Here is a 24425-nt window from a genome sequence, read left to right as displayed (position 1 = left end):
CCCGGCCTAAAGCCGCAGCGCAGCCACAAGATCGATCGCCTGACGAATGTCATAGTGATGGTTGCCGATGAAAAATCCGTAAAGATCGATTTCCTCGGCATGGGTCATCGGCCCGTGCAGCGAATGATCCATCATCGCCAGCACCGGATTGCGGGTAAAGTTGCCGCTGACAATGGGGCGTGTCTCGAAGCCCAGCTGTTCCATGCGGTCAAGCACCTGCCGACGGCTGACCCCGGCTTCGGGGCGGACCACCAGCGAAAAGCCGAACCAGCTGCTGGCCCCGATCTCTTGCTGGATGCGCAGCAACGGGTGATCGGCCATGACCTGCTGCCAATAGGCGGCATTGGCGCGCCGCCCGGCGATCAGGCCGGGCAGCTTTTCCAGCTGCGCCAGCCCCACCGCGCCCGACATCTCCAGCGGGCGCAGGTTGTATCCCGGCAGCACGAAGCGGAAACTTTCCTCGAACGGATCGTCGCCCTTGGTCCCGGTCACGCGGTTCACGACGGGCAGGTTTCGCGTCCAGCCATGAGCGCGCAGGCACAGCAGGATGTGGTAAAGTTCCTCGTCATCGGTGACGACCAGGCCGCCCTCCATCGTCGAGATGTGGTGCGAGAAAAAGCACGAAAAACTGCCCATCGTCCCGAAGGTGCCGGTCTGGCGTCCGTCCAGGATGGCGCCCATCGATTCGCAATTGTCCTCGATCAACACGATGTCGCGGTCGGCGACGATACGCGCGATGGCGGCGAAATCGTTGGGATTTCCCAGCAGATTGACCGCCATGATGGCCCGCGTGCGTCCGTCGATGGCATCGGCCAGCGCCTGCAGGTCATAGTTCAGCGTAAGGGGGTCGATATCGACAAACTTCAGATGCAGCCCATACTGGTGCAGCGGAAAATAGGTGGTCGACCAGGATACCGCCGGCACGATCACCTGGTCGCCGGGTTCCAGCCTAAGCCGTGGGTTGGTGGTGTGGCGCAACGCCGCCACCATCGCCAGATTGGCCGATGAGCCCGAGTTGACCATCACCGCGAAACGGCTGCCGACATGGCGGGCAAAGGCGGCCTCGAACGCCGCGACCTCGGGGCCCATGCTGAACTGGCCGGAATCGATCACGCGTTGCAGGGCCGCATATTCGGCCTGATCCCAGCTTGACGTGGCCAGAGGGAAGCGACTCATGCGTGATGGTCCAGATAATGGGCATAGGTGGCGGCGATGCCGCGATCCAGCGGCGTGGTGGGCATCCAGCCCCAGTCCTGCTGTCGGCGGATCGATAGCAGCTTCTGTCGCATCCCGACCGGGCGGTCGGTATCGTGGATGAAATGCCCCTCCCAGCCGATGATTTCGGCGGCGAGGCAATAGTAATCGTTGATCGTGTGATCGACACCGGGACCGATGTTCATCACCCCGGGCAGGCGACCCGGATCGCGCAAGGCGCGCAGGATCGCCTGCGCCAGATCGGGGGCATACATGAATTCGCGGCGCGCCTCGCCATCACCCCAGATCTCGACGCGGTTGCTGTTGTCGACGCGGGCCCGATGCAGCTTGTGAATGATCGCTGCGAGCAGATGCGAGCGTTCGGGCGCGAAATGATCGTGGGGGCCATAGAGGTTGCAGGGCACCAGGCTGCACCATTGCAGGCCCGGATCCTGGCGCCTTGCCAGTTCGACCAGACGCATCGCCATGATCTTGGCCAGGGCATAGCCTTCGTTGCTGGGCTCCAGCCGGCCGGTCAGGATCTGCTCCTCGGACAGGTCGCGGCCCAGATCCGCCGGATAGACGCAGCTTGAACTGAGGTTGATCAGCACCGGCACCCGCATATCCCGGCAGGCGCCGATCACGTTCAGCCCGATGCGGGCATTTTCGTCCAGAAAGCGCCAGGGCGCGTCCAGATTGGCCTGGATGCCCCCCACCACCCCGGCGGCATGGACAACCGCATCCGGCCGGTGCCGTTCCAGCCAGTCGCGCACCGCCTGTGCGTCCAGCAGGTCAAGCTGGCTTCGCGAAGGCGCCAGCACTTGCCATTCCTCGATCCCCGGCGCCTCGCGCAGGTTTCGTCCGACCATGCCATTGCCGCCTGTCAGAAACAGCCGTCGCATCTATTCGCCCCCGGACGACATCGGCAAACCCATGCCGTGACGGCGCAGCAAGGCGTGGCGGCGAGCAATAGCCAGATCGCTTTCGACCATTTCGGCGATCGTCTGGCGCAGATCGGTTTCAGGCCGCCAGCCCAACCGTTCGCGCGCCTTGCGGGCATCGCCCAGCAGGCTGGCTACCTCGGCCGGGCGAAAATATCTGGGATCGACGCGCATGATGACCGCCCCCGGCGTCAGGGCAGGGGCCTTGTCGCCGCATATCGATGCGACCACCGCGACCTCATCAAGGCCATGGCCGCGAAACTCCAGTTCGATGCCCAGTTCCTGTGCCGCCCAGGTCAGGAACTGTCGCACGCTGTGCTGCTGGCCCGTGGCGATCACGTAATCGTCTGGCTGGTCGCATTGCAGCATCAGCCATTGCATGCGGACATAGTCGCGCGCATGACCCCAGTCGCGCAGCGCGTCCAGATTGCCCAGATACAGGCAATCCTGAAGCCCCTGCGCGACATGCGCGAGGCCACGGGTAATCTTGCGCGTGACGAAGGTCTCGCCCCGGCGCGGGCTTTCGTGATTGAACAGGATGCCGTTGCAGGCAAACATCCCATAGGCTTCGCGATAGTTGACCGTGATCCAATAGGCATAAAGCTTGGCCACGGCGTAGGGGCTGCGCGGATGGAACGGGGTCTGTTCGGTTTGCGGGCTTTGCCGGACCAGACCATACAGTTCGGAACTTGACGCCTGATAGAATCGCGTCTGCCGTTCCAGGCCAAGAAAGCGGATGGCTTCCAGTAGCCGCAGCGTGCCCAGGGCATCGACATCGGCGGTATATTCGGGCGCCTCGAAGCTGACGGCGACATGGGACTGGGCGCCCAGGTTGTAAACCTCGTCCGGGCGTATTTCGGCCATCAGCCGCGTCAAGGCCGAACTGTCGGTCAGATCGCCGTAATGCAGCAGGAATCGCGGCTGGGGTTCGTGGGGATCCTGAAAGATATGGTCGATGCGTTGGGTGTTGAAGGATGACGACCTGCGCTTGACGCCATGGACCTCATAACCCTGTTCCAGCAGAAACTCGGCCAGGTAAGAGCCGTCCTGCCCGGTCACCCCGGTAATCAGCGCCTTCTTGACCAATCCCGCTCCCCCCTTCCGGCACGGCGATCGTTCCGGCCGCCAGCGCCTGCTGCAGGTCGCCCCGCAGGCGATGAGGCCCGCGGGGCGGCACGCATCACTTTGCCGCGTCAAAGACCGGCTGATAGATCTCCTTCAGGCGCAGGACAGCGTCCTGGGGCGACATCTCGATCGATTCTCCGGTCTTGCGCGAAGTCAGCTCGACCTTGTTCGCGGCCAGACCGCGCGGCCCGACGGTGATGCGCCAAGGCAGGCCGATCAGGTCCATGGTGGCGAATTTCGCCCCCGCCCGTTCGTCGCGGTCGTCATAGAGCGGTTCCAGCCCATGGGCCTGCAATTCGCGGTAAAGCGCCTCGCAGGCGCTGTCGGTCGAGCCGTCGCCCTGTTTCAGGTTCACGATGCCGACATGGAAGGGCGTCACGCCTTCGGGCCAGATGATGCCCTTGTCATCATGGCTGGCCTCGATGATGGCGCCCAAAAGACGGCTGACACCGATGCCGTGGCTGCCCATGTGCACCGGCACGCGCGCGCCGTCGGGCCCCACGACCGTCGCGCCCATCGGTTCGGAATACTTGGTGCCGAAATAGAAGATCTGGCCCACCTCGATCCCGCGGGCCGAGCGGCGGCGTTCCTCGGGGATCTGATTGAAGATCGCCTCGTCATGGGTTTCGTCGGTGCGGGCATAACGGCTGGTGAATTCTTCCAGCACGGCCTGGCACTGTTCGACGCTGTCATAATCGATCTGGCGGTCGCCGAATTTCAGGTCGGTGATCTGGCTGTCATAGAACACCTCGGATTCCCCGGTTTCCGCCAGCACCAGGAATTCGTGCGTATAATCGCCCCCGATCGGGCCGCCGTCGGCGCGCATCGGGATGGCCTGCAAGCCCATGCGTTCGTAAGTGCGCAGATAGCTGACCAGATGCCGGTTATAGGCATGCAGGGCCGCTTCCTTGGTCAGGTCGAAGTTGTAGCCGTCCTTCATCAGGAACTCGCGCCCGCGCATGACGCCAAAGCGCGGCCGGATCTCGTCGCGGAACTTCCACTGGATGTGATACAGCGTCAGCGGCAGATCCTTGTAGCTGGTCACATGCGACCGGAAGATGTCGGTAATCATCTCTTCGTTGGTGGGGCCGTAAAGCAGATCGCGCTTGTGCCGATCCTTGATGCGCAGCATCTCTTCGCCGTAATCGTCATAGCGGCCGGATTCGCGCCAAAGTTCGGCGGATTGCAGCGTCGGCATCAGCATCGCGATATGTCCGGCGCGGGCCTGTTCCTCATGCACGATCTGCTGGATTCGGTTCAGCACCTTGTAGCCCAGCGGCAGCCAGGAGTAGATGCCCGCCGCCTGCTGCTTGATCATGCCTGCCCGCAACATCAGCCGGTGGCTGACGATCTGGGCCTCTTTGGGGTCTTCCTTCAGGACGGGCATGAAATAGCGCGACAGACGCATGGCGAAATCCTCATGATGGGCGGGACCGAGTTAGCGCACCGCACCATGGTCGGCAACGCCCTTCCTTGCAAGCCGCGCGCGGACGTTCCACATAGGGCGCGGCGTAGCGCGTGAACGAGGGATCAGGATGCGATTGGCGGCACACAAGCAGGTGTGGTACTGGGGCTGGGCGCTGATCGTCCTGCTGCTGGTGCTGTGGTTTCTGGGCAATGCGGTCACGCCCTTCATTCTCGGCGCCGCAGTCGCATATCTACTGGACCCGCTGGCGGACCGGCTGGAGCGTCTGGGGCTGAGCCGCGCCTTGTCGGTCGTGGTCATCACGCTGTTTGCGGTGCTGCTGATTGTCGCCATCGTGCTGATGCTGCTGCCGGTGCTGATCAAGCAGACATCGGCGCTGATTTCCACGGCGCCCGAGATGATCGACAAGCTTCAGCTTTACCTGATGATCCACTACCCGCAGGCATTTGCCGAAGGCAGCACCTGGAACACTGCGCTGACCGATGCCGGCAAGAAGATCAGCGAAAGCGGCATGACCATGCTCAGCACCGTGCTGGGTTCGGTCATGGGGGTGGTCAGCATCCTGGCGCTGGTGGTGATCGTGCCGGTCGTGGCTTTTTACCTGCTGCTCGACTGGGACAACATGGTCGACCGGCTGGACGAGCTGCTGCCTCGGGAACACGCCGACACCATCCGCACGCTGGCGCGCGACATCGACCGGGCGCTGTCCGGTTTCGTGCGCGGCCAGGGGCTGGTGATCCTGATTCTGGGGATTTTCTATTCCGTCGGGCTTGGTATCGCAGGCCTGCCCTTCGGCGTGGCGATCGGGGTTATCGCGGCGTCGCTGTCGTTCATCCCCTATGTCGGGGTTCTGATCGGGGGCGCGCTGGCCATCGGGGTGGCGCTGTTCAGCTTCTGGGGCGAGCCGATGTGGATTGCCGTGGTGGTGGGCATCTTTGCGACAGGACAATTCATCGAGGGCAATTTCCTCCAGCCCAAGATCGTCGGCAATTCGGTCGGGCTGCATCCGGTGTGGCTGATGCTCGCGCTGACGGTTTTCGGGACGTTGTTCGGCTTTGTCGGCTTGCTGGTCGCGGTTCCGATGGCGGCGGCGCTGGGCGTTCTGGTCCGGCACGCGGTCGGTCTTTACAAGGAAAGCGCACTTTACACCGGCCGCGAAGTTCCGGCTCCGCCCAATCCCCCGATCATGGTCGAAATGGTGCCGCGTGGAACGACCGAACGGCGCCGTCGTTTTGCCCAGCTGTCGCGCGATGTGGTGGTGGCGCAGTTGCAGCGCGACGAGGCGATGGCGCAGCTGCTGGATGAATATCTGGAGTTGCAGCGTGCCGGGCAGATCCGCGACCATGTCGGCCCGCCGTCTCCGGCCCAATTATGGGCAGAAAGCCGGGCGCGCCAGCAGCAAGACAGCAAGGAGCGCTAGGTGGCCCAGCAGCTCACGCTGGATCTGACCATGCCCCCGGCGTCTTCGCGCAGCGATTTCCTGATCACTTCGGCAAATCGCGACGCGCTTGCGATGCTGGATGCGCCGGGGCATTGGCCGCAGGGACGATTGTTGCTGATCGGCGCGCCAGGATCGGGCAAGACCCATCTTGCCGGGTTCTGGGCGGCCGAGCATCAGGCGCATATCTGCCAGGGATGGACACTGTCGCCTGCGAATGTCGATGCGATGGCCGTGACCGGTGGCGCGCTGGTGGTCGAGGATGCCGACGAAATCGCCGGCCAGCCCCAGGCCGAGCAGGGGCTGTTCCATCTGTGGAACCTTGCTGCGGCGCGCGAAATGCTGCTGCTGGTCACCGCGCGGTCTGCGCCGCGCGACTGGGGGCTGACACTCGCCGATCTTGTGTCGCGGCTGAATGCCTCGGCGCAGGCGGTGCTTGGGCCACCCGACGACGCCCTGCTGCCGGCAATTCTGGTCAAGCTGTTCGCCGACCGCCAGATTCAGGTGGCGCCCGAGGTCATCGACTGGCTGACACTGCGGATGGATCGCGACCTTGATCTGGCCCGCCGGCTGGTGGCGGCAATCGACCGCCAGTCGCTGGCCGACCGCCGTGCCATTACCCGGCGCCTCGCTGCCGAACTGCTGGACAAGCTGGCGTCGCCCGACACATGATCCGCCTATCAGCCCGAAGCCCTTCGCCATGACCCTTGCCAATTTCCTGAAATCGCCTTTCCCCGTCGCTCGTGAACTGCCCGATGGCTTGCCGCAGGGGGGGGCGCGCTTCTTCAATCGCGAAATCAGCTGGCTGGCCTTCAACTGGCGGGTTCTGGACGAGGCCCGCAACCCCAAGGTGCCATTGCTAGAGCGGCTGCGCTTTCTGTCCATTTCAGCCACCAACCTGGACGAGTTCTATACCGTGCGCGTGGCGGGCCTTCGTGAACTGGTGCGCGAGGGAAATTCGACCATCTCCGACGATGGCCTGACCGCCAGCGAACAGTTGCAGCTGGTCAACGCCGACGCCCGGCGGCTGATGGGTGCCCAGCAGGCAGTCTGGAACGGTCTGCGCCGCGAAATGGAACAGGAAGATATCGTGATCCTGTCGCGGTCGCGCGTCACCCGGGCCGAAGATGAATTCCTGCGCCGCCATTTCATGGATCAGGTGTTTCCGGTCCTGTCACCCCTGGCCATCGATCCCGCGCATCCCTTCCCGTTCATTCCGAACACGGGCTTTTCGCTGGCCCTTGAGCTTGCGCGTGAAAGCGACGGTCGCCAGATGCAGGCCCTGCTGCCCATTCCCCAGCAGATCGCGCGTTTCGTCCCGCTGCCCGGCGGCAAGCGTTTCCTGCGGCTCGAGGACTTGCTGCTGATGCATCTGCCAAGTCTTTTCCCGGGATATCGGGACATCGGTCATTGCGCCTTCCGGGTGCTGCGCGACAGCGATCTGGAAGTCGAGGAAGAGGCCGAGGATCTGGTGCGCGAATTCGAGACCGCCTTGAAGCGGCGGCGGCGCGGCTCTGTCATCCGTCTCAAGATTACGGCCGGGGCACCGGTGCGCCTGCGCAAGCTGATCATGGAGGAACTGGACGTCAACCCCGAAGAGGTGATCGAGGTCGAAGGTCTGCTGGGAATGGCCGATCTGCGCGAACTGGTGTTGGACAGCCGCCGCGATCTGCAATGGCCGGCCTTTACGCCGCGGGTTCCTGAAAGGGTCCAGGACCATGACGGCGACATGTTCGCGGCCATTCGGCAAAAGGACATGCTGCTGCACCATCCCTACGAAACCTTCGACATGGTTGTCAGCTTCCTGGCCCAGGCCGCGCGCGATCCCAACGTGCTGGCCATCAAGCAGACGCTGTATCGCACCTCGCGCGACAGCCCGATCGTCGACGCCCTGTGCGAGGCGGCAGAGTCGGGCAAATCCGTCACCGCGCTGGTCGAACTGAAAGCGCGCTTCGACGAGGCCGCAAACATTCGCCAGTCGCGGCGGCTGGAGCGTGCCGGCGCGCATGTGGTCTATGGCTTCATGCAATACAAGACCCATGCCAAGATCAGCGCGGTTGTCCGGCGAGAGGGCGATCAGCTGGTGACCTATACGCATTTCGGCACCGGCAACTATCACCCGATAACCGCCCGCATCTATACGGATCTGTCCTTGTTCACCTGCGATCCGGCGCTGGGGCGCGATGCCTCGAAGGTGTTTAATTTCCTGTCTGGCTATGTTCAGCCAGAGGGCCTTGAAAACATCGCGATTTCGCCCATCGACCTCAAGGAAAGGCTGTTGGATCTGATCGGGCGCGAAGCCGATTTCGCGCGTCGCGGCCGACCGGCCGAAATCTGGGCCAAGATGAACAGCCTGATCGAAAAGGACGTGATCGAGGCGCTTTACGCCGCCAGTCAGGCGGGCGTCAGGATCAGCCTGGTGGTGCGGGGCATTTGCGGACTGCGCCCCGGCATCGCAGGTCTGAGCGACAATATCAGGGTGAAGTCCATCGTCGGGCGGTTTCTGGAACATTCCCGCATCGTCTGCTTCGGTAACGGCTTCGGCCTGCCGTCGAAACGGGCGCGGGTGTTCATCAGTTCTGCCGACTGGATGGGGCGCAACCTGTCCCGCCGGGTCGAAGCTCTGGTCGAGTGCATGAACGAAACCGTCAAGGCACAGATCGTCAGCCAGGTCATGGCCGCCAACATGGCCGACGAAGCGCAAAGCTGGCTGCTGCAACCCGATGGGCGCTATCTGCGCTATCTGCCGGCGGGGCGCGACGACCTGTTTTCCTGTCACAAATTCTTCATGGAAAACCCGTCATTGTCGGGTCGCGGCAGTGCGGGGGCACGCGACGTTCCGGCGCTGACACACTCGACGGATTGACGCCCGAACCGATTTGCCGCATCCAAAGCCCGCGCGCTGGCGCGATAACGGAATCGAGAGGGCCCGATGAACGGTGTCGTGACCGCAAGCGGAGAAACCGTCGAACCTTTCGGACGCCAGTTGTTCGAACGCAGTTCGGAACGCTCGCTCAGCCGGGTGGGGGTCGTCGATGTGGGTTCGAACTCGATCCGCATGGTGGTCTTTGACGGGGCGGCACGCTCGCCGGCATATTACTACAACGAAAAGGTCATGGCCGGGCTTGGACAGGGGCTGGTCAGCACCGGAAGGCTCAATCCCGAAGGTGTGCGGCGGGGCATGGCCGCGCTGCGACGGTTCGCGGCGCTGGCCGACGGCATGGGGATCAAGCCGTTGACCTGTGTTGCCACTGCGGCAGTGCGTGAGGCCGAGGATGGTCCCGCCTTCAGGAAAGCCGTCGAGAAAGAGACCGGGCTGAAGCTTCTGGTCATCGATGGCGAGGAAGAGGCGCGCCTGTCGGCGCAGGGGGTGCTGCTGGGCTGGCCGGACGCGCGTGGTCTGGTCTGCGACATCGGTGGCAACTCGATGGAATTGGCCGAGGTGGCCGACGGCAAGGTGGGGCGTCGGATTTCAACCCCATTGGGTCCGTTCCGCCTGCAACAGGTCAAGGGCGGCAGTGCCGGCCTGCGCGAGCATATCCGCACCATCATGGAAGATGCCGCCGAAAAACTGGGGCGCGATCACGACCAGATATATCTGGTGGGGGGCTCGTGGCGGGCCATAGCGCGGCTGGACATGGAACGCGCGAAATACCCGATGACGGTCCTGCACGAATATCGCATGAGCCCGCAGGCCGTGCAGCAGACCGTCAGATGGATTGCCGACAAGTCGGTGGCCGAGATGCGTGCCCTTACCGGAATTTCGCAAGGGCGGATGGAGCTTGTCCCCTTGGCAAGCCTGGTCCTGCGTCAGCTGGTGGAAAGTCTGGCGCCGCGGTCGCTGGCGGTTTCGTCCTATGGCATCCGGGAAGGTCTGCTTTACGAACAGATGCCCGACAGCCTGCGTTCGCGCGATCCCTTGATCGAGGCGGCGCGCTTTGCCGAAAGGCAGATGGCGCGGATGCCGGGATTCGGAAAGAAACTGTATCAGTTCCTGCAACCGCTGTTTGTCGATCTGCCCAAGGGGCGCGACCGTCTCATCCGGGCGGCCTGCCTCTTGCATGATACGACCTGGCGCACGCATCCCGATTACCGTGCCGATGCCTGTTTCGACAATGTGACCCGTGCCAACATGGCGGCCCTGTCCCATCCCGAGCGTGTGTTTCTGGGCCTGTCATTGCTGCATCGCTACAAGAACAGCCGTTCCAACTCGCCCATGGCGCCGCTGTTCGCGCTGCTGAGCGATGCGGAAATCAAGGAAGCCGAAGTTCTTGGCAAGGCGATGCGCTTTGGCGCAATGTTCTCGGTCAAGGATCCGACCGAGGCTGGCAGCCTGCAATATCGACCGGCCGACAAGGTTCTGGAATTGCGCCTGACCAAGATCGGGCGGGCACTGATGGGCGAGGTGGCAGAAAGCCGTTTTCGCGCCCTGGCAAGCGCAATGGGCGCAACGCCGGTCGTCGTCGCGAATTGATCCCCTTGGGATATTTCGCGCCTGTTATTGACTGAACAGACAAGTTAACGGATGCGCCCCCGCGTGGCATCTTCATGTCACGGGGGCGTCGGCCCGGTGGTGGTGCACTGGTGGGCGTAGATGCGGTCGTCGGCCCCCGACGAACTATCGTCTCATTCGCCCCAGGTTCGTTCCAGCACATTGACCCAGTTGCGCCAGGCAATGGCCTCGACCAGGTCGCGACCATAGCCGTGATGCATCATGGCAGAAATCAGATTCTGCAAGGCCGCGGCATCGGACAGGTCGCCGGGCATGTCGGCCCCATCGAAATCCGAACCCAGCGCCACGCCGCCTTCGCCCAGGATGGACAGCAGGTGGTCCAGATGTCGCAGGATCACATCAAAACCTGCCATCGGATCGCGCCGTCCCTGCGGATGCAGAAAACCCACGGCAAAGTTCAATCCGACCAGACCGCCGCTTTCCGCGATCATCCGCAATTGACGATCCGTCAGGTTGCGCGAGCTGGGCGCCACGGCATGGGCGCAACTGTGACTGGCGACCAGCGGCGCATCTGACAGGCGTGCGATGTCGTCAAAGCCCTTTTCGTTAAGATGCGACAGGTCCAGCATGATCCGCAGCCGATTGCATTCACGCACCAGTTCCTTGCCCGCGTCGGTCAGGCCCGGCCCGGTGTCCGGGGAGGACGGAAAGGCAAAGGGCACACCATGGCCATAGCGCGTCGGTCGCGACCATACCGGTCCCAAGGACCGCAGGCCCAGCCGATGCCACAGATAAAGCGCGTCCAGATCGGGGATCGGCTCGGCGCCTTCGATATGCAGGATTGCGGCAATGCGGTCGGCGGCCATGGCGGCGCGAATCTCGCGCGCGCTGCGGCAGATCGAAAGCGCACCGTCGCGCTCCATCGCCAGCAGGTTGCCAGCCTGGGCCAAGGCATGGGGTATGGCCTCGGCGGCGGGCACCTCGGGCGGCAGGTCCAGGGCAAAGGGCGGGTTCTGCTTCATCAGCGTGGCGGCAGCATCGTCCGGACCGGGCGGCGATGGTGTCCAGATGGCAAAGAATCCGCCCACCATGCCGCCTGCCCGCATCCGCGGCAGATCCATGTGGCCGGTCCCGTCGCCCTGCCGCCAAAGCCGGTCGCGGTCCTTTCCGGCCATCACCATGCGCTGCAGAAAATCGTTGTGCCCGTCGAAAACCGGAATCATTGCTGCCTCGTTCAGTCCTGTCCGCACCATGGGGCCGAAGCCGCCGCGCCGCAAGCCGCGGCATTTGTGATGGGCAACACGATTTTTCCTTTTCCCGAAAGCGCGCCGCGCTAATCTGAAGTCGGCACCCCAGAACAGGAGACGCGGCCATGACGCAGATTAGCAAGGATTTTCATGGACAAACCGTGATCTGCACCTTCGATGTCACCCCCGGCAGCGCTCATGATGTCCTTGATGCATTGACCGCTGCTTATGATGAGGTGATCCGGCATCAACCCGGATACATCTCGGGCGCGATCCACCTCAACGACGCGCAGACCCGGATTGCCACCTATTCGCAATGGCGCGATCGCAGCGATTACCAGGCGATGTTGCGCAGCGCCGAGATGCGCGAAAGAAACAGGGCCATCCACGCCATGTGCCGTCATTTCGAGCCGGTGATGTATGAGGTTATCGATGTCTGGCAGAACTGATGCTGCGCCTGCGAAAAACACTCGCCTCGCCCGGGCATAGGTCCTAGAGTCTGGGCCAGACAGAGGCGGCGGGGGGCATATGGCAGGACGCATCATAACGGTGGCCCAGCAGAAGGGCGGTTCGGGCAAGACGACGATTGCAGTCAACCTGGCGGTGGCCCTGCGCGGTCGCGGGCATTCGGTTGCGCTGCTGGACATCGATCCACAGGGTAGCCTGGGGCGTTGGTATCTGGAGCGGTTGCAGCGCCTGGGCGAGGATGAGGCGCTGGAGCTTTCCACATCTTCGGCCTGGGGTGCCAGCTACGAATCCGACAAGCTCAAGAAACGTTTCGATTTCGTCATCATCGATACTCCGCCGAAGATCGACAGCGACCTGCGCCCGGCGTTGCGCGCCGCCGATCTGGTTCTGGTTCCGGTGGCAACCAGTCATGTCGATCTTTGGGCGACCGAGGGTGTTCTGGACCTGGCACGCCGCGAGAAATGCGAAACCTTGATCGTGCTGAACCGAACCCGCCCGAACAGCCGCCTGACGGGTGACGTGGCCGAAGGTGCGGCAGAACTTGGCGCAGATGTGGCGGTGGCACAGTTGGCCAATCGGGTTGCCTATGCCGAATCGCTGGGTCTGGGTCTGGGCGCGGGCGAAGCGGCACGCAGCCCGGTAGCCCGGGCCGAGGTCGATGCCCTGACCGACGAGGTTCTGGGCGCTCTGGGCTGAGTTCGGCCTGCACTCGGTCCGCCTGCAACCCTTGCGCAGTTCGGGCGTTGGCGTAGCGTCAACAGCCCATGAGGTCATGACCATGAAATCCTTTGCCTGGTTGGGCGCGCTGGTAGTTGCGCTGCCTCTGGCCGGCTGCGCACCTGACGACCCCAGCACGGATTCCGATACGCCCCTCGCCTCTGTGCCAGCACCCGCCCACGACACGTGCGGGGCGAATCGTTACGCTGAGCTGATCGGCCAGACATCGCCGACCATAACCATTCCCGAAGGTCAGGTTTATCGCATGCTGCGCGAGGGCCAGCCCGCCACCATGGACTATATCCAGGAGCGTCTGACCTTTGTGACCGATCGGCAAGGCAAGTTGCTGTCAGTCACCTGCGGTTGACGCGGCCGTTCAGGATCGCCGCCGGGGGCGTTTGTTGCCCCCGCGCTGACCGGCGCGGCCCGCCGTCGAACGACCGCTGGAGGCGACCGCAGCTTCGGCGGCCTCTTCGATCGCAGACTGACGTGCCAGCGGATCGTCGGCGACGGCCAGTTCCACGGCCTCGAGCCGCTTGACCTCGTCGCGCAGGCGCGCTGCCTCTTCAAATTCCAGGTTTTCGGCCGCCTTGCGCATCTGCGCGCGCAATGCATCCAGATGGGCGGCCAGATTGGCCCCGACAAGGGGCTTGTCGACCCGCGCCGTGATGCGCGACTGATCGGTGTCACCCTGCCACAGACCGGCCAGAACATCCTCGACATTCTTGCGCACGGTCTGGGGCGTGATGCCATGCGCCAGATTGTAGGCGATCTGCTTTTGCCGGCGCCGTTCGGTTTCGGCCATGGCGCGTTCCATGCTACCGGTCACACGGTCGGCATACATGATGACCCGCCCGTCCGCATTCCGCGCTGCCCTGCCGATGGTCTGGATGAGCGAGGTTTCACTGCGCAGGAAACCCTCCTTGTCGGCATCAAGGATCGCCACCAGGCCACATTCGGGGATGTCCAGCCCCTCGCGCAGCAGGTTGATGCCCACCAGAACGTCGAACGCCCCCAGCCGCAGATCGCGCAGGATTTCGATCCGCTCGATGGTGTCGATGTCGGAATGCATGTAGCGAACCTTGATGCCCTGTTCGTGCAGGTATTCGGTCAGGTCTTCGGCCATCCGCTTGGTCAGGGTGGTGACCAGGGTGCGGTAACCCTGCGCCGTTACCTTGCGCACCTCGTCAAGCAGATCGTCAACCTGCATCTCCACAGGGCGGATCTCGACGACAGGGTCCAGAAGCCCGGTCGGACGAATCACCTGTTCGGTAAAGACGCCGCCGGTCTGATCAAGTTCCCATTGCGCGGGCGTGGCCGATACGAAGATCGATTGCGGCCGCATGGCGTCCCACTCCTCGAACTTCAGGGGGCGGTTGTCCATGCAGCTGGGCAGACGAAAACCGTGCTCGGCCAGGGTGAACTTGCGGCGGAAGTCGCCGCGATACATCCCGCCGATCTGGGGGACGCTGACATGGGATTCGTCGGCAAAGACGATGGCATTGTCGGGAATGAACTCGAACAGGGTGGGCGGCGGCTCGCCTGGGGCGCGTCCGGTCAGATAGCGGCTGTAGTTTTCGATGCCGTTGCAAACCCCTGTGGCTTCAAGCATTTCCAGGTCAAAGTTCGTACGTTGCTCCAACCGTTGCGCTTCCAGAAGCTTTCCTTCATCGGTCAACTGTTTCAATCGTGCCTGAAGTTCGGCACGTATCCCCTTGATTGCCTGTTGCAATGTCGGTCTTGGGGTAACGTAATGGCTATTTGCATAGATGCGGATCTGCTTGAAACTGTCGGTTTTGGCCCCGGTCAGGGGGTCGAACTCGGTAATCGCTTCAAGCTCGTTGCCAAAGAAATCAAAGCGCCAGGCCCGATCTTCGAGGTGCGCGGGCCAGACCTCGATGATATCGCCGCGCACGCGGAAACTGCCGCGCTGGAAGGCCGTGTCCAGGCGACGATATTGCTGGGCCACCAGTTCGGCCAGAAAGCTGCGTTGGTCATAGTTCTGGCCCACGATCATGTCCTGGGTCATGGCCGAATAGGTCTCGACCGAGCCGATGCCATAGATGCAACTGACCGAAGCCACGATGATGACGTCATCGCGTTCCAGCAGCGCCCGCGTGGCGGAATGGCGCATCCGGTCGATGGCCTCGTTGATCTGCGATTCCTTCTCGATGTAGGTATCGCTGCGCGGCACATAGGCCTCGGGCTGGTAATAGTCGTAATAGCTGACGAAATATTCGACGGCGTTTTCCGGAAAGAAGCCTTTGAACTCGCCGTAAAGCTGGGCGGCAAGGGTCTTGTTCGGAGCCAGGATGATGGCCGGGCGCTGCGTCACCTCGATCACCTTGGCCATGGTAAAGGTCTTGCCGGTTCCGGTCGCGCCCAGCAGCACCTGATCGCGTTCCCCGGTCAGGATTCCTTGCGCCAGTTCGGCGATGGCGGCCGGCTGATCGCCCGCCGGCTGAAATTCCGAATGCATGACAAAACGCTTGCCGCCTTCCAGCTTGGGGCGCGTGACTTCGGGAAATCGCATGACCGGGGCGTTGGTGTTGTTGTGACCCATCGTTTCACCTTTGTTCCAGAGTTGAATCTGGCATTGCGGGGGCAGGATGCAAGGGTCAATCGCGGGCCTGATGCTGACATCTTGAACCGGTCGGCGGCATGATGGATAAGGACGCAAAGAAGATCAGAGGTTTCCGCCATGCGCGTCCGCATCTACAAGCCTGCCCGCAACGCGATGCAGTCCGGCACAGCCCGAACCAAACTGTGGGTTCTCGAGTTTCCCCCCGCAGACGCGCGCGATATCGACCCGCTGATGGGCTGGATTGGCAGCGACGATACGCAAAGCCAGGTCCGGCTGCGGTTTGAAACCCGCAAGCAGGCCGAGGACTATGCCCGCGAACATGGTCTGGAATACGAAGTGATCGAGCCGCATTTCCGCGCCGCCAATGTGCGCCCCCGCGGATATGGCGAAAACTTCGCCACGGATCGCAGGATGCCCTGGACGCATTGAAATTGCGCCTTGAATGACAGCCAGGAAACCGCCGGACCGTACCCGGCGGTTTTTACTTTAGTGATCCGGGCCGATCATTCCCACTCGATCGTGCCGGGCGGCTTCGAGGTGATGTCGTAGGTGCAGCGGTTGATGCCCTTGACCTCGTTGATGATGCGGGTTGCGGTTTCGCCCAGGAATTCGTGGGTAAAGGGGTAATAATCCGCCGTCATCCCATCGACCGAGGTTACCGCCCGCAGCGCGCAGGCATAGTCATAGGTCCGGCCGTCCCCCATCACGCCCACGGTGCGCACCGGCAGGATGGCGACAAACGCCTGCCAGATCTCGTCATACAGCCCGTGCTTGCGGATCTGGTCGATGAACACCGCATCGGCCTTGCGCAGGATGTCGAGCTTGTCGCGCGTAATCTCGCCGGGGCAGCGGATGGCCAGCCCCGGTCCGGGGAAGGGGTGGCGGCCGATGAACTTTTCGGGCAGGCCCAGTTCGCGGCCAAGCGCGCGCACCTCGTCCTTGAACAGTTCGCGCAGGGGTTCGACCAGCTTCAGCCCCATTTTTTCGGGCAGGCCGCCGACGTTGTGGTGGCTCTTGATGGTGACTGACGGCCCGCCGCTGAAGGACACCGATTCGATCACATCGGGATAGAGCGTGCCTTGTGCCAGGAATTCGGCGCCCTCGATCTGGTTGGCGTATTTCTGGAACACGTCGATGAACAGCTTGCCGATGGTCTTGCGCTTGACCTCGGGATCCGAAACGCCCTCGAGCGCGCCGATGAACAGGTCGGCCTCGTCCGCGTGGATCAGCGGAATGTTGTAGGTGTCGCGGAACATGGTCACGACTTCCTCGGCCTCGTTCAGCCGCAACAGCCCGTGATCGACAAAGACGCAGGTCAGCTGGTCGCCGATCGCCTCGTGAATCAGCACCGCCGCCACCGAACTGTCGACGCCACCCGACAGGCCGCAAATGACCTTCCTGTCGCCGACCTGCTCGCGGATCTTGCGCACCGCATCCTGGCGATAGCTGGCCATGGTCCAGTCGCCGGTGAACCCGGCAAGCCGCACGAAGTTTTCCAGCATCCGCCGTCCGTTCGGGGTGTGATGCACCTCGGGGTGGAACTGGACGGCAAAGAAGTTGCGCGCCGGATCGGCGATCATCGCATAGGGGGCATTGGGCGATGTGCCGATCACCTCGAAGCCCGGCGCCAGACGGGTGACACGGTCGCCATGGCTCATCCACACCTCTTCGCGGCCGGCATCGAACAGCCCGGCAAAGATGCCGTCGCCGCGATGGCCTTCGGCGGGGGTGATGAAGGCCCGGCCATATTCGGCATGGTGGCCCGATTCGACCTCCCCGCCCAGCTGCGCAATCATCACCTGCTGGCCGTAACAGATGCCAAAGATCGGCACCTGCATGTCGAACAGGGATTGCGGGGCGCGGGGCGAATCCGCCTGCGTGACCGAGGCGGGCCCGCCCGACAGGATCACGGCCTGGGGCGCGAAGCTTTCCAGGAAGGCGTCATCGACCGTGTTGAACGGATGGATTTCGCAATAGACATTCAGTTCGCGCAGGCGGCGGGCGATCAGTTGCGTGACCTGCGAACCGAAGTCGATGATGAGAAGGCGCTGATGCTGGGTCATGGCAAGGCTTTAGGCCGCGACAGGGCGCTTCGCAAGAGGGGCCGATGGTCCGGGGCGGGTCGTCAGCGCCACAGGTGGCCCAATGCCTCGACGGGATCGTGTTCCGACCAGATTTCGCCGCCAAGCGCAATGAAATCGGCAACAGGCGCAAGCTGGGCGATCAGCGACGGGGTCAGCGCGCCTTCGGCCACCACCGGCACCTCGATCATCTCGGACCACCACTGGAACAGGTCATGCTCGGCAATCTGGCCGTGTCCCAGGGCGGTGGTGCCGCAGGGGCCAAAGCTGACATAATCCGCGCCGGCTTCGGCAGCGGTCATGCCATCATGCCGCGAGGCGCCGCAGAATGCGCCGACGATCGCGTCGGCGCCCAGCTCCTTGCGGGCGTGACGCACACTGCGTGCGCCATCAGTCAGATGCACCCCGTCCAGACCGTGGCGTTGTGCCAGCATCACGTGATCGTCGATCACGACCGCAACATCGCGGGCATGGGCAATCTCACGTGCAAGATCGGCCAGACGGCCAAGCTCGTCCTCGGTCCCGGCACCGGGAATGCGCAGGCAGGCGACCGGAAAGCGATCCATGACATCGGCAAGCATCGGCCCCAGGGTCGATGCCGCCGCGCCGACGGGCGTGATCAGATACAGTTGCGGCGTATTGGCTTGGTCCGTCATGGTCCTGTCATCCCTGATGTCGTTCCCGCAGATAGCCTGTTGCGGCGCGCCTTGCCAGTGGGTCGCGGTAAGGATATGGCCCGCGCATGGAACCCGCGATCATCCTTGTGCGCCCGCAGATGGGCGAAAACATCGGCGCGGCAGCGCGCGCCATGCTGAATTTTGGCCTGACAGACATGCGTCTGGTTGGACCCCGCGACGGCTGGCCGAATCCCCGCGCCGTGGCCATGGCCTCGGGCGCTGCCGGGCGGGTTCTGGACCGGGCCAGGGTATTCGATAGTCTGGCACAGGCGATGTCAGACATCGATTATGCCTATGCCACCACCGCGCGCGGCCGCGAACTGACGAAGCCTGTTCTGACGCCCGCCAGCGCGATGCAGGATGCCCGGGCACGCACCGCGCAGGGCAGTCGAATTGGCATCATCTTCGGCCCGGAGCGCGCAGGCCTTGAAAACGACGACGTGGCGCGGGCCAATGCCATCATCACCGTCCCGGTCAACCCGGATTTCCCGTCGCTCAACCTGGCTCAGGCGGTGCTGCTGACCGGCTATGAATGGGGTCGCGACAGCCTGCCTGCCCAGCCCGCGCCGATCGCGCGCCGACCCGAGGGCGAACAGCCTGCCACCCGGATCGAGATAGAGCGCCTGGCCGATCACTGGGAGCAGCGCCTTGACGAGGCCGGCTTCTTCTTTCCGCCCGAAAAGGCTCCGACGATGAAGCTGGCATTGCGCAACCTGTGGTCGCGTCTGGATCTCACCCGCGCCGATGCCCGCGTCTTTCACGGCATGTTGCGGCAACTTGTCCGACGCGGCTGATTGATTTTCGGCCTGCTGCCCGCCAAGGTTGCGCCCAAAACACAAGGAAGCAGAAATGGCAAAACGCCCCGTGTTCCAGGAGGTCGCGGACAGCGCGCCGCGCGAAACCCTGCCCAAAGGCGGGCTGATCGACACCGCCCCTCGCGGTGCGCGCACGCTGATCCGTGCTTGGCTGATGGTTCTGTTTGTGCTCGTGGTGGCGATGATTGCCCTGGGTGGCGCCACCCGGCTGACCGGATCGGGGCTGTCGATCACCGAATGGAAGCCGGTGACTGGCGCCCTGCCGCCGATGGATGCAGCAAGCTGGCAGGCCGAATTCGACAAGTATCGACAGATCCCGCAATTCCGGTTGCAGAACCCCGACATGGATCTGGCGGGCTTCAAGTGGATCTACTGGTGGGAATGGTCCCATCGGCTGCTGGGGCGATTGATCGGGCTGGTCTGGGCGATCGGCTTGCTGGCGTTCTGGGCGACGCGCCGGATTCCGACCGGCTGGACGCCGCGCCTGCTGCTTCTGGGTATTCTGGGCGGGGCGCAGGGAGCCATCGGCTGGTGGATGGTGCATTCCGGCCTGTCGGGCGAGATGGTGCGCGTGGCCTCGTATCGACTGGCGGTGCATCTTGGCCTGGCCTTTGCCATCCTGGGGCTGATTGCCTGGTATGCGTTACAGCTGTCGCGCCCCGAAGCAGCGCTGCTAAGGGCACGTCGCGCCGGCGAGGCCAAGCTGTTTTCAATGACGACGGGCCTGCTGCATCTGGCATTCCTGCAAATCCTGATCGGAGCGCTGGTTGCCGGGATCGATGCCGGGCGGATGTATACAGGCTGGCCGACAATGGGCGGAGAATGGATACCAAGCGCGATCTGGGATCCTGCTCTTGGCTGGCGCAACCTGTTCGAGAATCCGGCGCTGGTTCAGTTTGTCCATCGCATGGTCGGTTATCTGCTGGCGATCTTTGCAATCGTTGTCTGGCTGCGGGCGCGCCGATCGCCGCATCCGGTCACCCGCGGCGCCTATCACGTGATGCTGGCCGCAGTCGGTCTGCAAATCTTTCTGGGGATCATGAACGTGCTGCATGCCTCGCCGCTGCATTTGGCGCTGGCGCATCAGCTGGGCGCCGTGGCACTGTTCACCCTGATCCTGCGGGCGCGGCACCACGCACGCTATCCATATGAAACTTCGGTGCGGGGAACTGTGCGATGACCGCTCTTGACGAGCTGCTGGCCTTTCAACGCCAGACCGAGGCGCTGAGCTCGGTCGCCGAACGGCTTGGCTGGGACCAGGAAACGGTTATGCCGCGCGGCGCATCAGAACAGCGGGCCGAGGAAATGGCCGCGATGGAGGCGGTGCTGCATGAACGCCGCACCGACCCCCGCATCGGCGAATGGCTGGACCGCGCCGAACCCGAGGATGCCGAGGATCAGCGCATCCTGGATCTGATCGCGCGCGAGCATCGCCGCGCCATCCGCATTCCCGCGCGGCTGGCGACGGAACTGGCACGGCAGACCTCTTTGTCGCAGGGCATCTGGGCCGAGGCACGCGCCAAGGATTCGCCGGACGATTTCCTGCCGGTGCTGAACGACATCCTGATGCTGAAACGCGAAGAGGCGGCGGCACTGGCGGATGGCGGCGATCTATATGACGCGCTCTTGGATGATTACGAGCCCGGCGCCAGCCAGTGGGAAATCGCAAGATTGTTCGACGCCATGCGCCCGCGCCTGGTGGCGCTGCGTGACGAGATCCTGGGCGCCGAGTTCCAGCCGCAACCCTTGACGGGACATTTTCCACAGGAAACCCAGCTGCGTCTGGCACGCATCTGCGCCACCGCCTTTGGCTACGACTGGACGCGCGGACGGATGGATCTTGCGGTGCATCCGTTCAGTTCGGGCCGTTGGCAGGACAGCCGCATAACCACCCGGGTGGTCGAAACCGACCCGTTCAACTGTCTGTATTCGACCATTCACGAGGTCGGTCATTCCAGCTACGAACTGGGCATCGACAGCGACTATGCCTTTACCCCGCTGGGGCGCGGGGTGTCGATGGGCGCGCATGAAAGCCAAAGCCGGATCTATGAAAACCAGATCGGGCGCAGCCAGGCTTTTACGGGTTGGCTCTATCGGCGGATGTGCGACGCCTTCGGCGGCCTGTCTGTTGCCGATGCCGACGCGTTTTATGCGACCGTCAACCGGGTGACCCCTGGCTTCATCCGCACCGAGGCTGACGAGGTGCAATATAACCTGCATGTCATGCTGCGCTTTGACCTGGAGCGCGACCTGATCGCCGGCCGCCTGGATGTCGACGACCTGCCCGAGGCGTGGAACAACCGCTTCCTGAAGGATTTCGGCGTGGCGGTGGATCGTCCCGCCAATGGCGTGCTGCAGGACGTGCATTGGGCGGTGGGGCTTTTCGGCTATTTCCCGACCTATACGCTGGGCAATGTCTATGCCGGCTGCCTGCATGAAGCCATGCGCGAGGCGTTGCCAGAACTGGATCAGTCGCTGGCGCAAGGCGATGCCGAGCCTGCGGTCGAATGGCTGCGCGAGAACATGCAGCGCCACGGCGGCCTATACCCGCCGCGCGAACTGATCCAGCGCGCCATTGGCGGCGAGATCAGCGAAGAGCCGCTGCTGAACTATCTGGAACAGAAGTTCGCGGCCATCTACCGCCTTTGATCGTCTGGCCCTGAGCCCGCGGCGCGCGACCGGCGGGTGATGCGCAGCCCGATGCCGTCGCGGCCGCGCAGGGTCAGCCGCATGACCGGCACCGGTGGTTCTGCCCCCGGTGCGACCGCCAGATCGCGCAGCAGAGCCGCCAGCACCAAAGGCCCTTCGATCATCGCAAAACCCGCGCCGGGACAGGCGCGCGGCCCGGCCGAAAACGGGATGAAGGCGTGGCGCGGGCAGGCGTCCACCGCAGGCTCCAGCCAGCGTCCCGGGTCGAAGCTGTCGGGGCGGGGCCATAGCCGCTGATGGCGATGCAGGTGCCAGGGCGACAGCACCATCTGCGCGCCGGGCCGCGCCGTGCGGCCGCGCAGCGTTTCGGATCGCCGCGCCTCGCGCACGGTCATGGCGACAGGGGGATAGAGGCGCAGCGCCTCGCGAAACACGGCGCGGGCCACCGTCAACTGCCGCACGGTGCCCAGATCGGGGATGCCGGCGGCAGGCAGGCAGGCGCGCGCCTCGGCCGCCAGCCGGTCCTGCCATGCGGGGCTGATCGCCAGCAGGTAAAGCGCCCATGCCAGGGCCGAGGCGCTGGTTTCATGCCCGGCCAGAAAGAAGGTCACCACCTCGTCGATCATCTCGTGCCGGGCAAAACGCTGGCCGGTTTGCGGATCGGGCAGGGTCATCAGTTTCGTCGCCAGATCATCGGGTGCGCGGCCTTCGGCGATCTGCGTCGCGCGGGCCGCGACCATCTGCGCGACCAGATCGCGGATGCGGCGGGCGCTGCGTCGCGCCCGCCTGCGGTGCAGACGCAGCCAGCGCGGCACCGGCAGCAAGGCCCCCAGATTGACCATCGGCTGGGCGTCCTGATGTTCGCCAAAGGCGGCAAAGACCTGGCTGGCGGTGCGATCCTCGATCGGGATCGAAAACATCGCCCGGCAGATGGCGTCGGCGGCGACATGGCTGGTGTGCGGCTGAATGTCCACATCCGCGCCATCGGCCAGCAGGGCCAGCCGCGCGGCCCCCGATTGCGCCGCCTGCCAGATCGCCGGCAGCGACTGGCGCAGGCGGCCGCCTTCGAAGGCGGGGTCGATGATGCGGCGCTGATGCAGCCATCTGTCGCCGTTCGACACGAAGCTGGACTGACCCAGCAAGGGCTCGAGCCCCGCGGCCATGCGGCGCGACTTGGGAAAGTCCAGCGGGCGTTGGCACAGGATCAGATCGACCAGCCGCGGATCGTTGCAGGTAAAACTGTGCACCAGCGGGTTGCGGTATTCCGCCATCCAGGCGTGGTAAAGCCGGTCGGATTGCGCCGACAGGATGTCGCGGCGAAAGTCGCGCAGAAAGCGCCACAGCCGCGGCGGGCCTTGGCGGGCCGGCGGTTTGGGCGGGATCAGGTCGTCGTCCATGGGCTCACCGGACGGTCGATGCGGCCGGGGGAATGGCTGCGGTCGCGGTAACGCCGGGCAAGGGGCAGGGGGCCGGCGGTGATGGCGAAATAGTCGTAACCCTGTGGCCGGTCAAAGGCGCACAGATACTGGAAATGGATACGCAGCCACCGGCCGCGCAGCGCCTGCAACCGGGCGCGCGACAGGCTGCGGGAAAACGCCGCCGACAGGATCAGCGGCTGGTGCGCCTGCGGCGGGCGCACCCCCGACACCGCTACCGGATCGCACAAGCCGAAGCAGCAGGGGTCGCCCGGTGCCGAGACATCGACCCAATCGACCTGGCGATTGATCGACAGCGACCGCAGGTCGCGGCGCAGCCCGCGCGCGCGCGGCAGAAAGGACATCATCGGCACTACCTGGCCAAGGGTCAGCAGCGACAATCTGGCGTCCTTTGGCGCGTCCTTCATCGCGCGTGCCACGGCCGATACTGCAAGGCAGGCGCCGGTCGAATGGCCCACCACCAGAATTTCGTCCCAGTCCTGCCTCAGAACCTGACCCAGCCTTGCGGCGAACTGGTCCAGCCGGCGATCAAGGGCAGGCGGCCATGCGCCCGCTCCGCTGGCGATAAAGGCGAAATCGTGCATCAGATACCAGGCCATGAACCGGCTGTCCGCCCGCCGGAACAGGCGCAGCAGGGCCCAGGCGAGGACACCCGCAACGGGCAGCGACACCCAAAGCCCCAACCCGGTCAGTGAAGCCAGCAGCCCGCCGGCAATTCCCCCCAGGGCCAGCGCCAGCAGCAGTTGCGCCAGCAGCACCGCCACCGGATACAGCGCCGCCAGCACCGGCCCGCGCCGCAGTCTGGTCATCCGCCACAGCGCGCCCGAACCCAGATAGATGGCGGCGGTGCGCAGCATCTGGCCATAGGTTGCGAGGATGCCATGACCCATCGAGCCCTGCACGATATCGGACCACACCAGCACCTCGAAATCGCATTCGCTGCGGCCTTCGGGAAAATCGCCGCGCACACCCCAGCCAAAGCCGGTCGCATCGCCGCGTGGCCCCATCTGCAGCCGATAGCCCGACAGCATCGCCTGCGTGGCCCCTTCGCTGCGGAACGTCTCGCGATAGCGGCGCGGCGGCAGCGGGTCATAGCCCGGAATATACAGGATGCGACGGCGAAAGGGGCGGGTCATGAAAGCCTGGCCATTGGGCAGGCGCAGCATAGCCCAAG

Annotated in this window: 21 protein-coding genes; 11 read left to right on the top strand and 10 right to left on the bottom strand. The window is 64.0% G+C overall.

Going from position 1 to position 24425, the window contains the following annotated elements; genetic code table 11:
* Positions 1 to 6 precede the first annotated feature (6 nt).
* From GB880_RS12340 to proS, 4 genes are all read right to left on the bottom strand, one after another.
* Positions 7 to 1176, bottom strand: a complete 1170-nt coding sequence (locus tag GB880_RS12340; protein ID WP_154490065.1) for a DegT/DnrJ/EryC1/StrS family aminotransferase — start codon at positions 1174 to 1176, stop codon at positions 7 to 9.
* Complete coding sequence (locus GB880_RS12335) at positions 1173 to 2096, bottom strand: NAD-dependent epimerase/dehydratase family protein (RefSeq protein ID WP_154490063.1); 924 nt, start codon at positions 2094 to 2096, stop codon at positions 1173 to 1175. Before GB880_RS12335 ends, GB880_RS12340 begins: the two co-directional genes overlap by 4 nt.
* Positions 2097 to 3221 (bottom strand): GDP-mannose 4,6-dehydratase, encoded by a 1125-nt coding sequence (gene gmd, locus GB880_RS12330; RefSeq protein ID WP_154490061.1) that lies wholly within the window; start codon positions 3219 to 3221, stop codon positions 2097 to 2099.
* Positions 3222 to 3315: 94 nt separating this feature from the next.
* Positions 3316 to 4668: a proline--tRNA ligase gene (gene proS / locus GB880_RS12325; protein ID WP_154490059.1), complete on the bottom strand. Its 1353-nt coding sequence runs from the start codon at positions 4666 to 4668 to the stop codon at positions 3316 to 3318.
* A gap of 127 nt (positions 4669 to 4795) precedes the next feature.
* On the opposite strand from proS, the gene GB880_RS12320 reads away from it, so the two are divergent.
* The 4 genes from GB880_RS12320 to GB880_RS12305 all read left to right on the top strand — a co-directional run bounded on the left by GB880_RS12320 (position 4796) and on the right by GB880_RS12305 (position 10598).
* Positions 4796 to 6106 carry an AI-2E family transporter gene (locus GB880_RS12320; protein WP_154490057.1) on the top strand — a complete coding sequence of 437 codons (1311 nt, stop codon included), beginning with the start codon at positions 4796 to 4798 and terminating at the stop codon, positions 6104 to 6106.
* Complete coding sequence (locus tag GB880_RS12315) at positions 6107 to 6796, top strand: DnaA ATPase domain-containing protein (protein ID WP_263467164.1); 690 nt, start codon at positions 6107 to 6109, stop codon at positions 6794 to 6796.
* A gap of 28 nt (positions 6797 to 6824) precedes the next feature.
* A complete protein-coding gene (locus GB880_RS12310; RefSeq protein ID WP_154490055.1) occupies positions 6825 to 8990 on the top strand; it encodes an RNA degradosome polyphosphate kinase in 2166 nt (721 codons plus the stop codon).
* A 66-nt stretch (positions 8991 to 9056) separates the two neighbouring features.
* Positions 9057 to 10598 carry a Ppx/GppA family phosphatase gene (locus GB880_RS12305; RefSeq protein WP_154490053.1) on the top strand — a complete coding sequence of 514 codons (1542 nt, stop codon included), beginning with the start codon at positions 9057 to 9059 and terminating at the stop codon, positions 10596 to 10598.
* Positions 10599 to 10750: 152 nt separating this feature from the next.
* Here the strand turns inward: GB880_RS12305 and GB880_RS12300 are convergent, their stop codons facing one another.
* Positions 10751 to 11800, bottom strand: coding sequence for a dipeptidase (locus GB880_RS12300; RefSeq protein ID WP_154490051.1), 1050 nt, complete (start codon positions 11798 to 11800; stop codon positions 10751 to 10753).
* A 149-nt stretch (positions 11801 to 11949) separates the two neighbouring features.
* On the opposite strand from GB880_RS12300, the gene GB880_RS12295 reads away from it, so the two are divergent.
* The 3 genes from GB880_RS12295 (at position 11950) to GB880_RS12285 (ending at position 13376) form a co-directional block, all read left to right on the top strand.
* On the top strand, positions 11950 to 12273 hold the full coding sequence (locus GB880_RS12295) for an antibiotic biosynthesis monooxygenase family protein (RefSeq protein WP_154490049.1): 324 nt from the start codon (positions 11950 to 11952) through the stop codon (positions 12271 to 12273).
* Between the two features lie 79 nt (positions 12274 to 12352).
* Positions 12353 to 12988, top strand: a complete 636-nt coding sequence (parA, locus tag GB880_RS12290; RefSeq protein ID WP_154490047.1) for a ParA family partition ATPase — start codon at positions 12353 to 12355, stop codon at positions 12986 to 12988.
* Positions 12989 to 13064: 76 nt separating this feature from the next.
* Entirely contained in the window at positions 13065 to 13376 is a 312-nt protein-coding gene (locus GB880_RS12285; protein WP_229774249.1) for an I78 family peptidase inhibitor, read from the top strand.
* A 9-nt stretch (positions 13377 to 13385) separates the two neighbouring features.
* Here GB880_RS12285 and uvrB read toward each other — a convergent pair whose 3' ends face one another.
* Entirely contained in the window at positions 13386 to 15572 is a 2187-nt protein-coding gene (uvrB, locus tag GB880_RS12280; protein ID WP_154490044.1) for an excinuclease ABC subunit UvrB, read from the bottom strand.
* A 138-nt stretch (positions 15573 to 15710) separates the two neighbouring features.
* On the opposite strand from uvrB, the gene GB880_RS12275 reads away from it, so the two are divergent.
* On the top strand, positions 15711 to 16022 hold the full coding sequence (locus tag GB880_RS12275; RefSeq protein ID WP_154490042.1) for an ETC complex I subunit: 312 nt from the start codon (positions 15711 to 15713) through the stop codon (positions 16020 to 16022).
* Positions 16023 to 16096: 74 nt separating this feature from the next.
* On the opposite strand, the gene guaA is transcribed toward GB880_RS12275, so the two are convergent.
* Together guaA and GB880_RS12265 are read right to left on the bottom strand one after the other, a co-directional pair.
* Positions 16097 to 17656, bottom strand: a complete 1560-nt coding sequence (gene guaA, locus GB880_RS12270) for a glutamine-hydrolyzing GMP synthase (RefSeq protein WP_154490040.1) — start codon at positions 17654 to 17656, stop codon at positions 16097 to 16099.
* Between the two features lie 62 nt (positions 17657 to 17718).
* The gene (locus tag GB880_RS12265; protein WP_154490038.1) at positions 17719 to 18330 is read right to left on the bottom strand and encodes a thiamine phosphate synthase; all 612 of its coding nucleotides are present in this window, start codon (positions 18328 to 18330) and stop codon (positions 17719 to 17721) included.
* Between the two features lie 86 nt (positions 18331 to 18416).
* On the opposite strand from GB880_RS12265, the gene GB880_RS12260 reads away from it, so the two are divergent.
* The 3 genes from GB880_RS12260 to GB880_RS12250 are packed head-to-tail and all read left to right on the top strand — an operon-like array spanning position 18417 to position 21815.
* Positions 18417 to 19145 (top strand): RNA methyltransferase, encoded by a 729-nt coding sequence (locus tag GB880_RS12260; protein ID WP_154490036.1) that lies wholly within the window; start codon positions 18417 to 18419, stop codon positions 19143 to 19145.
* A gap of 55 nt (positions 19146 to 19200) precedes the next feature.
* Positions 19201 to 20346, top strand: a complete 1146-nt coding sequence (gene ctaA / locus GB880_RS12255) for a heme A synthase (protein WP_154490034.1) — start codon at positions 19201 to 19203, stop codon at positions 20344 to 20346.
* The gene (locus GB880_RS12250) at positions 20343 to 21815 is read left to right on the top strand and encodes a carboxypeptidase M32 (RefSeq protein ID WP_154490032.1); all 1473 of its coding nucleotides are present in this window, start codon (positions 20343 to 20345) and stop codon (positions 21813 to 21815) included. The genes ctaA and GB880_RS12250 overlap by 4 nt, the downstream gene beginning before the upstream one ends.
* Here the strand turns inward: GB880_RS12250 and GB880_RS12245 are convergent.
* Together GB880_RS12245 and GB880_RS12240 are read right to left on the bottom strand one after the other, a co-directional pair.
* Positions 21803 to 23212: a cytochrome P450 gene (locus GB880_RS12245; RefSeq protein WP_263467163.1), complete on the bottom strand. Its 1410-nt coding sequence runs from the start codon at positions 23210 to 23212 to the stop codon at positions 21803 to 21805. The two genes, GB880_RS12250 and GB880_RS12245, sit on opposite strands and share 13 nt — an antisense overlap.
* Positions 23197 to 24387 (bottom strand): hypothetical protein, encoded by a 1191-nt coding sequence (locus tag GB880_RS12240; RefSeq protein WP_154490030.1) that lies wholly within the window; start codon positions 24385 to 24387, stop codon positions 23197 to 23199. The genes GB880_RS12245 and GB880_RS12240 overlap by 16 nt, the downstream gene beginning before the upstream one ends.
* Positions 24388 to 24425: the final 38 nt, after the last annotated feature.

It is taken from the genome of Paracoccus sp. SMMA_5_TC (genome assembly GCF_009696685.2).
Lineage (GTDB): Bacteria > Pseudomonadota > Alphaproteobacteria > Rhodobacterales > Rhodobacteraceae > Paracoccus.
This window is presented reverse-complemented; position numbering and strand designations above follow the sequence as displayed.

Coding starts and splice junctions, on each gene's coding strand:
- GB880_RS12335 (WP_154490063.1), bottom strand. CDS start 2,096: ATGCGACGGCTGTTTCTGACAGGCGGCAATGGCATGGTCGGACGAAAC.
- uvrB (WP_154490044.1), bottom strand. CDS start 15,572: ATGGGTCACAACAACACCAACGCCCCGGTCATGCGATTTCCCGAAGTC.
- GB880_RS12295 (WP_154490049.1), top strand. CDS start 11,950: ATGACGCAGATTAGCAAGGATTTTCATGGACAAACCGTGATCTGCACC.
- parA (WP_154490047.1), top strand. CDS start 12,353: ATGGCAGGACGCATCATAACGGTGGCCCAGCAGAAGGGCGGTTCGGGC.
- GB880_RS12260 (WP_154490036.1), top strand. CDS start 18,417: ATGGAACCCGCGATCATCCTTGTGCGCCCGCAGATGGGCGAAAACATC.
- GB880_RS12240 (WP_154490030.1), bottom strand. CDS start 24,387: ATGACCCGCCCCTTTCGCCGTCGCATCCTGTATATTCCGGGCTATGAC.
- GB880_RS12340 (WP_154490065.1), bottom strand. CDS start 1,176: ATGAGTCGCTTCCCTCTGGCCACGTCAAGCTGGGATCAGGCCGAATAT.
- GB880_RS12300 (WP_154490051.1), bottom strand. CDS start 11,800: ATGATTCCGGTTTTCGACGGGCACAACGATTTTCTGCAGCGCATGGTG.
- GB880_RS12250 (WP_154490032.1), top strand. CDS start 20,343: ATGACCGCTCTTGACGAGCTGCTGGCCTTTCAACGCCAGACCGAGGCG.
- GB880_RS12305 (WP_154490053.1), top strand. CDS start 9,057: ATGAACGGTGTCGTGACCGCAAGCGGAGAAACCGTCGAACCTTTCGGA.
- GB880_RS12245 (WP_263467163.1), bottom strand. CDS start 23,212: ATGGACGACGACCTGATCCCGCCCAAACCGCCGGCCCGCCAAGGCCCG.
- GB880_RS12310 (WP_154490055.1), top strand. CDS start 6,825: ATGACCCTTGCCAATTTCCTGAAATCGCCTTTCCCCGTCGCTCGTGAA.
- ctaA (WP_154490034.1), top strand. CDS start 19,201: ATGGCAAAACGCCCCGTGTTCCAGGAGGTCGCGGACAGCGCGCCGCGC.
- GB880_RS12275 (WP_154490042.1), top strand. CDS start 15,711: ATGCGCGTCCGCATCTACAAGCCTGCCCGCAACGCGATGCAGTCCGGC.
- proS (WP_154490059.1), bottom strand. CDS start 4,668: ATGCGTCTGTCGCGCTATTTCATGCCCGTCCTGAAGGAAGACCCCAAA.
- GB880_RS12320 (WP_154490057.1), top strand. CDS start 4,796: ATGCGATTGGCGGCACACAAGCAGGTGTGGTACTGGGGCTGGGCGCTG.
- GB880_RS12285 (WP_229774249.1), top strand. CDS start 13,065: ATGACCATGAAATCCTTTGCCTGGTTGGGCGCGCTGGTAGTTGCGCTG.
- guaA (WP_154490040.1), bottom strand. CDS start 17,656: ATGACCCAGCATCAGCGCCTTCTCATCATCGACTTCGGTTCGCAGGTC.
- GB880_RS12265 (WP_154490038.1), bottom strand. CDS start 18,330: ATGACGGACCAAGCCAATACGCCGCAACTGTATCTGATCACGCCCGTC.